The organism is Pseudoalteromonas sp. FUC4, from assembly GCF_008370255.1.
Lineage (GTDB): Bacteria > Pseudomonadota > Gammaproteobacteria > Enterobacterales > Alteromonadaceae > Pseudoalteromonas.
This window is the reverse complement of the sequence record NZ_SEUI01000015.1, coordinates 1-545: the sequence shown is the minus strand read 5'-3', so window position 1 is coordinate 545 and position 545 is coordinate 1. Positions and strand designations below refer to the sequence as shown.

Genomic DNA, 545 nt, shown 5'->3' with positions numbered 1-545 from the left:
TTTGGGTCTGTAGCTCAGCTGGTTAGAGCGCACCCCTGATAAGGGTGAGGTCGGTAGTTCAAATCTACTCAGACCCACCACTTCTTGTCTAATCAAGAAGATGGTTAAAACAGTAAGTACCAGCATATGTGGGGCTATAGCTCAGCTGGGAGAGCGCCTGCCTTGCACGCAGGAGGTCAGCAGTTCGATCCTGCTTAGCTCCACCACTTTTACTTCTTAAAAATAAATATTCTTTATCGGGCCATTAACCGCCTGAGAATAAAGTGTGTTTAATTTTGAGAGGTTTTTGTATCTCTTGCTCTTTAAAAATTTGGAAAAGCTGATAATAAAATTCTGATGAATAACATTGTTATTTATCAAGAGTTTTCAAAAGTAAAAAAAGAATGGTAGCAGTACCATTCAGTGCCATTTGATTAATTCTTATGAGTTGATTGATTGGTATCTACTTTAGTATTCAATATTGACTTCTGGCGAAGTTAAACTGTCATAAAACAAAGACCCGTTTGGGTTGTATGGTTAAGTGACTAAGCGTACACGGTGGATGC

The 545-nt window shown here is 39.1% G+C and carries 2 tRNA genes; both read left to right on the top strand.

The annotated features are described in order from the left end of the window. Positions 1–3 precede the first annotated feature (3 nt). Positions 4–80 (top strand) — tRNA-Ile (locus tag EU510_RS19855). 50 nt (positions 81–130) lie between these two features. Beyond that, positions 131–206 (top strand) — tRNA-Ala (locus tag EU510_RS19850). Positions 207–545: the final 339 nt, after the last annotated feature.